This window comes from Candidatus Symbiopectobacterium sp. (genome assembly GCF_020054415.1).
In the GTDB taxonomy this organism is placed as follows: Bacteria; Pseudomonadota; Gammaproteobacteria; order Enterobacterales; family Enterobacteriaceae; genus Symbiopectobacterium.
The window spans coordinates 1-8,876 of record NZ_JAHWCO010000246.1 but is presented as its reverse complement, the minus strand read 5'-3'; the positions used below and the strand labels follow the sequence as shown (position 1 = coordinate 8,876).

Annotated in this window: 6 protein-coding genes and 6 pseudogenes; 5 read left to right on the top strand and 7 right to left on the bottom strand. The window is 52.5% G+C overall.

Annotated elements, in window-relative coordinates:
• Window positions 1-111: IS1 family transposase (locus tag QZ506_RS07220; RefSeq protein ID WP_291968255.1), on the top strand; the 111-nt coding region annotated here is incomplete at its 5' end.
• Between the two features lie 26 nt (window positions 112-137).
• On the opposite strand, the pseudogene QZ506_RS07215 reads toward QZ506_RS07220, so the two are convergent.
• Together QZ506_RS07215 and QZ506_RS07210 are read right to left on the bottom strand one after the other, a co-directional pair.
• Window positions 138-254 (bottom strand): annotated as a pseudogene (locus tag QZ506_RS07215) (methionine ABC transporter ATP-binding protein); the annotation flags it as partial.
• 84 nt (window positions 255-338) lie between these two features.
• Window positions 339-1,191 (bottom strand): annotated as a pseudogene (locus tag QZ506_RS07210) (MetQ/NlpA family ABC transporter substrate-binding protein).
• 250 nt (window positions 1,192-1,441) lie between these two features.
• Here QZ506_RS07210 and QZ506_RS07205 point away from each other — a divergent pair.
• A complete protein-coding gene (locus tag QZ506_RS07205) occupies window positions 1,442-1,972 on the top strand; it encodes a glutathione S-transferase (protein ID WP_291970062.1) in 531 nt (176 codons plus the stop codon).
• A 94-nt stretch (window positions 1,973-2,066) separates the two neighbouring features.
• On the opposite strand, the pseudogene QZ506_RS07200 reads toward QZ506_RS07205, so the two are convergent.
• Window positions 2,067-3,163 (bottom strand): annotated as a pseudogene (locus QZ506_RS07200) (PQQ-dependent sugar dehydrogenase).
• A 231-nt stretch (window positions 3,164-3,394) separates the two neighbouring features.
• On the opposite strand from QZ506_RS07200, the gene rimO reads away from it, so the two are divergent.
• Together rimO and sanA are read left to right on the top strand one after the other, a co-directional pair.
• Window positions 3,395-4,732, top strand: a complete 1,338-nt coding sequence (gene rimO / locus QZ506_RS07195; protein ID WP_291970060.1) for a 30S ribosomal protein S12 methylthiotransferase RimO — start codon at window positions 3,395-3,397, stop codon at window positions 4,730-4,732.
• A 332-nt stretch (window positions 4,733-5,064) separates the two neighbouring features.
• Complete coding sequence (sanA, locus tag QZ506_RS07190; RefSeq protein ID WP_291970064.1) at window positions 5,065-5,832, top strand: outer membrane permeability protein SanA; 768 nt, start codon at window positions 5,065-5,067, stop codon at window positions 5,830-5,832.
• 37 nt (window positions 5,833-5,869) lie between these two features.
• On the opposite strand, the pseudogene QZ506_RS07185 reads toward sanA, so the two are convergent.
• Window positions 5,870-6,505 (bottom strand): annotated as a pseudogene (locus tag QZ506_RS07185) (DUF418 domain-containing protein); the annotation flags it as partial.
• 31 nt (window positions 6,506-6,536) lie between these two features.
• A pseudogene (locus QZ506_RS07180) lies at window positions 6,537-6,852 on the bottom strand (IS1 family transposase).
• Between QZ506_RS07180 and QZ506_RS07175 the strand changes: the two are divergent.
• Complete coding sequence (locus tag QZ506_RS07175) at window positions 6,793-6,981, top strand: hypothetical protein (RefSeq protein ID WP_291970066.1); 189 nt, start codon at window positions 6,793-6,795, stop codon at window positions 6,979-6,981. The pseudogene QZ506_RS07180 and the gene QZ506_RS07175 overlap by 60 nt on opposite strands.
• Here the strand turns inward: QZ506_RS07175 and QZ506_RS07170 are convergent.
• Window positions 6,913-7,449: pseudogene (locus tag QZ506_RS07170) on the bottom strand (hypothetical protein); the annotation flags it as partial. The gene QZ506_RS07175 and the pseudogene QZ506_RS07170 overlap by 69 nt on opposite strands.
• A gap of 68 nt (window positions 7,450-7,517) precedes the next feature.
• Window positions 7,518-8,186: a GTP cyclohydrolase I FolE gene (folE, locus tag QZ506_RS07165; RefSeq protein ID WP_291970058.1), complete on the bottom strand. Its 669-nt coding sequence runs from the start codon at window positions 8,184-8,186 to the stop codon at window positions 7,518-7,520.
• Window positions 8,187-8,876 lie beyond the last annotated feature (690 nt).

Genomic DNA, 8,876 nt, shown 5'->3' with positions numbered 1-8,876 from the left:
CTGCGTAACCGATTGCAACGGCTCAATCGCAAGACGCTCGGATATTCAAAATCATCCGAAATGCACGATAGGATCATCGGTACTTACATCGAACGCGAGTACTACGTTTGATGCTACATCAACTCATTGAATACACGACCCACAATCCCAAAAATTTCGCCCTGCTGGATACGCAAGCTGACGTTATCTACCGCCGCCGTTTCGCCCACTTTCCCCTGCGAAAAATTCACGCTAATCGCATTGAGTTCTACCATCACCGATTCTCTGTTTTATCCCTGCCAAAAACATTATCCCTGCCAAAGGCCGGGATAATAACACGCTATCGGACTTATACCGACTTACTGTGCGGCACACGCCTTCATCCATTCTGGCTTCTGGAATTCACTGAACACGCTGCCCGGTGCGTTGATCGCAGCAGCATACTCCTCGGATTCCACTGCGGCTTTGATATCTTTGGCGAACGGCTTATCAATATCGTCCGCGCGCACGGCAATCACGTTTTTCAGGTTTTCGTCCAACGTTTCCAGCTTGAGCGCGGTGGACAGTTTCAGCCCAGCAGCAAACGCAAAGTTACCGTTAACCAGCGATGCGTGACGCTATCCAGCGTGCGCGACATTTGGGCTGCTTCCAGCGGTTTGAATACCAGACCGCGTGGGTTATCAACAATATCTTTTTCTGATGCTTTAGTGGCATCAAGTTCCGGTTTGATGGTGATCAACCCGAGCGATTGCAAAAAACGCAGTCCGCGTGCCAGATTGGTCGCATCGTTGGACAACGTAATCACATCGCCTTTTTTCAACTCGTCCAGCGAGTGGATTTTTTTTTGGAGTAGAACCCCATGCTCGCGGTCGGCACGATGATCAACTTCTCCAGTTTCAAGCCGTTGTCGACCGCAAACTTTTCCAGATAGAGCGAATGCTGGAACAGGTTGGCATCAATGCTGCCGTTTGCCAGCGCCAAATTGTGCTGCACGTAGTCGCTAAACTCACGTACCACCACTTTGTAGCACTTTTTCTCAAGCTGCGGTTTGATGGTCAGATTTACCATGTCGCCATAAGGACCGGGTGCCACACCAAACGTCAACGTCTGCGGATCTGTGCTGGCGAATGCCGTGGAAGTGCCTGCCACTAACGGCAGTGCGGAAAGAAGCGCTGCGCCCAGCAAAGCGCGAAAACGATGGGTCAAAGTCATTGTGGTTTCCCTGTTTTATATTGTGTACTGCATTATGAAAAATCCGCTTTGGGATGATAAAGATTAAATTGGCATATCTTTATGTCGGCGACACGTTAGCACAGGCAAGCCGGGATCAAAACAGCATGCTATTCAGTATGATAATTCCCTTTTCTTATCCCCCGCGCCGTTGAAAACCCGGTATAGTGGTTGGTGCTGTTGCTGCCGGGGCGTCAACGCGCGTCCTCCCATTTGCCATCAGAGGGTTATCATGCTTACTTTATGGGGCAGAGAGAATTCGAGTAATGTCAAAAAAGTCCGTTGGCTCGCCGCAGAATTGGGGTTGAGTTATCAGCACATTCCAGCTGGCGGTCAGTTTGGCCGTAATCGCGAGGCGGATTATCTGACGATGAACCCAAACGTGCTAATCCCCTGCTTGCAAGACGACGATCTGGTGTTGTGGGAATCCAATACCATCGTTCGTTGTCTGGCCGATCACGGTCAGCGCACCAATGCAGAAAAGTGGATGGACTGGGAAATATCGTTGGCCGTGCCGTTTGGCACCGTATTTATTGGCCTAGTGCGCACTGCGCCTGAACAGCGTGATGTTTCCCTGATTGCCAAACAGAAAGCAGAGTGCGAACGCCTGCTGGCTATCGCTGACGATGCGCTCATCCGTCAACCCTGGCTGTCCGGGCCGGCGTTCGGTATTGGCGATATTCCTCTGGGATGTATCGCGTATTGCTGGTTTAACATGGACATCGAACGCCCGTCATTGCCACATCTGGAACGCTGGTATTAGCAGTTAACCGCACGCCCCGCTTTCCGCGACACGGTCATGTTGCCGTTAACCTGATGCGACTTATCCGGCGCCATTCTCTGACGGAGTGCGCCGGTTATTTCAGCCTGACACGCAGCAATTTGCCATTGCTGTCTTCGGTGAGCAGGTACAGGTAGCCATCCGGCCCCACCCTGACTTCGCGAATTCGTTCATTGCGATCCGCCAGCAAGCGCTCCTCAGACAGGATTCGATCACCCTCCAGCGTTAGGCGTGTCAAGTTACGCTCGGCCAACGCGCCGATAAACACCGAATTTTTCCACTGCGCGAAGCGCTCGCCCTGATAAAATGCCATACCGCTTATCCCTGGCGACTTTTCCCACACGTGCGCAGTATCGGCCATGCCCGGCACACGGGCTACCTTCGCTTCCGGAATTTTCAGTCCAGAGTAGTTGATACCGTGCGTCGCCAATGGCTAACCGTAGTTTTTCCCGGCGGCGGGAAAGTTGATTTCATCGCCACCACGCGCACCATGCTCGTGCTCCCACAGGGTTCCGGTAACCGGGTTAAAGGCCAGCCCCTGCGGATTACGATGATCGTACGACCATATTTCGGGTCGCGCGCCGCCCTTGTTCACAAAAGGATTATCGACAGGAACTTTGCCGTCAGTCGTACGATCTTCCCTTGCAGCTTATCGAGCTCCTGCGCGGTGGGGCGTTGGTTATTTTCACCGAGCGAGATAAACAGCATGCCGTTTTTATCGAAAACCAACTTACCGCCAAAGTGATTACCGCTGGAGAGTTTGGGCTGTTGGCGGAAGAATACGGTGAACTGCTCCAAATGGCGATAATCCTCAGATAAACGCCCATAGCCCACTTCGGCAAAGCTCAGGTAAATGCGACTGCTTTGTGCAAAATACGGGGCTAAAGCGACTTCCAGCAAGCCTCCCTGAGATTTGGCAAATACCGCCGGTACGCCTTCAATCGGTGCAGAAAGCCCCTTTCCCTCCTGCCAGTGCAGCAATTGCCCGGCACGTTCAGTGATCAACATGCCATTATTTCCCGGTAAGAAGGCCAGTGACCAGGGGTGGTCCAGTTTATCTTGCAACTCGGTCACCGTAGGCTGTGCCGCCAGCAACGGCGTGGCAACAGTGAGCGCAAACAACAGCAAACCGCGAGCAAGGGCAGTAACGATGCGGGTCAATGGAAATAGCATGGTGGGGCTCCTTGGCAAGGCATTTCACTAACTGTAGGCAGCGCGAACACGGCACGCAAAAAAAGCGGCGACGTTTTACTTTTCTTTACGTTAGCGCGTCCAGAACACGTAAATCGCGCACCTGATAGCACATTTCGCCACGTTCTCGCATTACCCCCACACTTAGCTGTATAATGTTTGCCGTAATGCCATTAAAATCCCGCGCCATTGATGCAAAGTGAGTAACGTTGAATGTCCCACACAAAAACACCTGTCGCCGCGCCGAAAGTCGGTTTTGTCAGTCTCGGTTGCCCGAAAAACCTGGTCGATTCCGAACGTATCCTGACCGAATTACGCAATGAGGGCTATCAGGTTGTGCCAACCTACGATGACGCCGAAGTGGTTATCGTCAATACCTGCGGTTTCATCGACAGCGCGATGCAAGAGTCGCTGGAAGCCATTGGCGAAGCACTGAACGAAAACGGCAAAGTGATCGTTACCGGTTGCCTCGGTGCCAAAGAGAACCAAATCCGTGAATTGCACCCGAAAGTGTTGGAAATCTCTGGGCCGCACAGCTATGAGCAGGTGATCTCGCATGTGCATCACTATGTTCCCAAACCGGCGCACAATCCCTTTACCAGTCTGGTACCGGCGCAGGGCGTCAAGCTGACCCCCAAGCATTATGCCTATCTGAAAATTTCTGAAGGCTGCAACCATCGCTGCACCTTCTGCATCATTCCGTCGATGCGCGGTGATTTGGATAGCCGCCCCATTGGCAGTGTGCTGGATGAAGCCAAACGCCTGTTTGAAGCGGGTGTGAAAGAACTGCTGGTTATTTCTCAGGATACCTCGGCCTACGGTGCCGATGTAAAACAGCGCACTGGCTTCTGGAACGGACAACCGGTAAAAACAAGCATGGTCAGCTTATGTGAACAGCTTGCCTCACTGGGCGTGTGGGTGCGGTTGCACTATGTTTACCCCTATCCACATGTGGATGACGTGATCCCGTTGATGGCCGCAGGCAAGATCCTGCCCTATCTGGATATTCCATTGCAGCATGCAAGCCCGAAAATTCTCAAGCTGATGAAACGTCCCGGTGCGGTAGAACGCACGCTGGAGCGAATCAAACAGTGGCGCGTGATGTGTCCCGAGCTGACGCTGCGCTCCACCTTTATTGTCGGTTTTCCCGGTGAAACCGAAGAAGATTTCCAAATGCTGCTCGATTTTCTGAGCGAGGCGCGGCTGGATCGCGTGGGCTGTTTCCAATACAGCCCGGTTGAAGGCGCAACGGCAAACGAACTGCCGTATAGGGTGCCGGAAGCGATCAAGGAAGAACGTTTTCACCGCTTTATGGCGCTGCAACAGCGTATCTCCGCGGAGCGCTTGCAGGAGAAAATCGGCCGCACATTGCGCGTACTGATCGATGAAGTGGATAACGAAGGCGCGATTGGCCGCAGCATGGCCGATGCGCCGGAAATCGATGGCAGCGTCTACCTTAACGGCGAAACCAACGTCAAAGTTGGCGATGTTGTCCAAGTGGTTATCGAACACGCCGATGAATACGACCTGTGGGGCAGTCGGGTAAACTAACCGGGTCTTTTACAGCATAAACCGACCTGCTGACAGAATCACCTTACTCCTCGTCATCCTCGGCGAAAGCCGGGGATCTCTGCGAGAATAAACGCGTTTCGTCTGTCAGGGATTCCCGACTTCGCGGGAATGACAGAGATGGGAGCACTGTCTTAACTAGGTTTCTCATCAACCTCTCCGGTTCGCTGGCCGGTTTTTTTGCCTGCTTTTCGCGCAGTCGCACAACAATCAATCAATAATCGGCTATTACCTTGGCTATTGCTTGCTTACGCCAGACGGGTAAAGTAGCCTTTGTTCATGATCATTTTTCTCATTTTGATACCCGTATGAGCATATGGAAGCGCCTGATAGTCGGTTCAGGTACTGTTCTTTGCGTATTATTACTGTCAACATTCGCTCTGGACCGGTGGATTGGCTGGAAAACGGCTCCCTACATCTATGACGATTTAGCTGCACTGCCGGAGCGTCAAGTGGGAGTAGTGCTGGGCACGGCAAAATATTACCGTGTTGGCGCATTGAATCAGTACTACCTGTTCCGTATTCAGGGGGCCATCAATGCATACAACGGTGGGAAAGTCAGCTATTTGCTGCTCAGCGGCGACAACGCGCTACAAAGTTATAATGAGCCAATGACCATGCGGCGCGATTTGATCGCGGCAGGCATTTCACCCAGCGACATTGTGCTTGATTACGCTGGGTTCCGCACGCTGGACTCCATTGTGCGCACGCGCAAAGTGTTTGATACCAACGATTTCACGATTATTACCCAACGCTTCCACTGTGAACGCGCGCTGTTTATCGCTATGTATATGGGCATTCAGGCACAGTGTTATGCGGTACCCTCACCGAAAAACATGATGACGATCCGGCTGCGTGAGGTTGGTGCACGACTAGGGACGCTGTTCGATCTCTACATTCTCAAACGCGAACCCCGCTTCCTTGGTCCATTGGTGCCTATCCCGGCAGAGCACAAAATTGCCAAGGATGAACCTGATTATCCTGCTGTCCCCCCCGAATTGCTCAGTACGTTAGACAATCCACCCGCTGAAAAGGAGCATGACAGTAGCACCGACGCAAACGGCACACCACAACCACCATAATGTGGGGCGCACTATCAAACGAGGGTATCATGCCAGATTAGCGCGAAGGCCCGGCAACCAGCCTCGTTAAACGTCGCCATCCCCACTCCAGCGGACCTTGTTCGAAATTACGCAGCCAGTAGTGCGCCGCTAACACGTTAATCAACCAGATAAATGGCACAATGCCCAGCAATTGCAAACGGTCGAACTGCATAAAACCGCCCCAGTGATAAAAGAATCGGGTGCAGATCAGCGTCTGCAACAGATAGCTACTCAACGCCATCCGTCCGATGTCTCCTATCCAGGAGGATACCCGCCATTGTCGTAACGTTGACCAATACCCGTAGCAGAGTGCCAGATAACCGATCGCCTGAATCGGCGCGGCAATATCGCGAGGAATTTTCAGCAACAGCCCTCTCCAGCGTTACTCCCAGGCAAGATGCCACTGCAACACCATGCCGACGGCATCAATCAACAATCCCCCTGCGATGAACCACAGCGCAACCTTGCGATAGTGCGCCGTACTGAATTCACCGCGCAGCCAACCGCTGCGCATCAACCCGGCCCCCAACGGCAACGAGCCTGCCCGCAGCCAACCATATTGCACACCCAGCTACAATAAACTCTCGATCAGCAGATCCACGCGATTGCGCCACGCTTCTACGCCCCCCAGTTGGAGCCAATAGTCCTCGTAGGGGTCGTGTATTCAATGAGTTGATGTAGCATCAAACGTAGTACTCGCGTTCGATGCAAGTACCGGTGATCCTATCGTGCATTTCGGATGATTTTGAATATCCGAGCGTCTTGCGATTGAGCCGTTGCAATCGGTTACGCCGTGTCAGATGTGTACGCTCAATATGCTGTGTATACAGATTACTAACAATGTGTTTTACTTTTGGAAGTTCGTCGTTGTAAGCCCTGTAGCCATCCGTTTTTGCATGACTGACGACGGTAACGCTGATAGCAACTTTTGCCATAACCTTGTTTTTTCACAGGAGATGTCTGTTCACAAAACGGGCATCTTACATCAACTTTAGCCACTGTATTCCACATCCAAAACCGGACATTTCACACTGCAATCAAGATATTGAATACACGACCCTCGTAGGCCATGTCTGCATCACCCGGCAACCAGTAACGCCCCTGTTCCGGTCTGAGAATCTTGCTTAACACCACCAGCATGCCAACGCCTACGGCGTACATTACCGCGCCCATACGTATCAACATGCGGCTGCTGTCCGCCTGTCGAATCATGGCATAGCAGAGCAAACCGATCAGGCCGTAATCCAGCAAAATATCGCCATCCCACAGAAAAATTCCGTGCAACAAGCCAATCAGCATCAACCAGAACAGACGCGCATGCACCCAACGCGTACCTCGCGGCAGCAGCAGTTGTAAGCCTGCACCAAACAACAAGGCGAACAATGTCAGAAACTTCGCCTGCGCCAGCAGATCCATCACAGCCCAGGTCAGAGCATCACGCAGTGCGGGATAAACAGCGTAAGCAGGGTTAAGATAGGCAGCTTTGGGCAGACCGAATGCGGTGATATTGAGCAATAAGATGCCCAATACGGCAACGCCACGCACGAAAACCAACGTGGCGATACGGCGCGGCGATGACAGAGAGTAAGACTTCATAGGCGTTTGTGCCAATCCAATGGGACGCATGCCGCCGACAGCCACACCCGGCGGCTGCGGCACAACGATCAGTGCTGGTGGTGGCGCACGGCGCGCAAGAATTCCTGACGCGTATTCTGGCTCGATTTGAACAAACCACCCAGCGATGTGGTGGTCGTCGCACTGGTCGCATCACAAATACCGCGTGCCTTGACACAGTAGTGCACGGCATCAATCGATACGGCGACGTTGCTGGTGCCCAGCAGAGTTTGCAACGCGACAAGAATCTGCTGGGTCAAACGCTCTTGTACCTGCGGACGCTGTGCAAAAAACTGCACGATACGGTTGATCTTCGACAGGCCAATCACCCCTTCCTTCGGAATATAAGCGACAGTTGCCTTGCCATCCATGGTGACAAAATGATGCTCGCAGGTACTGGTCAGTGTGATATCGCGCACGGTAACCATTTCATCCACATTCATTTTGTTTTCAATGATGGTGATTTTTGGAAAATTGGCATAGTCCAACCCGGCGAAAATTTCGTCCACATACATTTTTGCGATGCGATGCGGCGTTTCTGCCAGGCTGTCATCTTGCAGATCGAGACTCAGCAGATTCATGATTTCGGTCATGTGTTCGGCGATGCGCGCCTTGCGGGTAGCGGCATCCAGTAGCGCGCCGCGCAGCGGGGTTTCCAGACCGCGCGCCAGCAACGCTTCATGAACCAGTGCCGCTTCGCGACTCAACGTGGTGGTCATTCTCTTTCTTCTCCGGCAGGTGTGACATTCCAAGCGCGTTCACTCTAGTGGAGTGACTCAGGATTATCCAGTGATTGTACTTCATCATGGGTGAAATAGGTTCAACTTCATGCCGGGGGATAACGGAGCGTGGAAAGAAAAAAAGCGCCAGATTTATCCGACTGGCGCTGAGGTTGCTGACAAACCGCCCTACTCCCACCGTCATGCCCACGAAGGCGGGAATCTCTTGCCGAAAAGATGCGTTTATTCAGACAGGAATCCCCGGCTTTCGCCGAGGATGACGAGGGAGGAAATGACGTTGTCATAAGTCTGAGCGTCAGACGAGTACGTCTGACGCCATAGGATAACAGGTTGCTTATGGCGGCAGTGTTACGCCGCTGGTCGTCAGAACGTCTCCCAGTTATCATTTGCTGAGGCACTTTTCTTGCTGCTGGTTAACAGTGCAGGCGCGGGAGTCACACTTTTACGAGGCAGCGCAACGGCAGGTGACAGATGTTTATCCTGCGCGGAGAGTTTGAACAGCGCAACGGCTTCGGTAAGCTGACGTGTATTAGGCTGTGTCCCTTAATTGCCTGAGTTATAGTAACCGTATGTTTCCACAGTATATTGAACTATGGCTCGCTACGACCTTCCCGATGAAGCATGGATGATCATCCAGTCTTTACTGCCTGCTGAACCAGCAATACCACG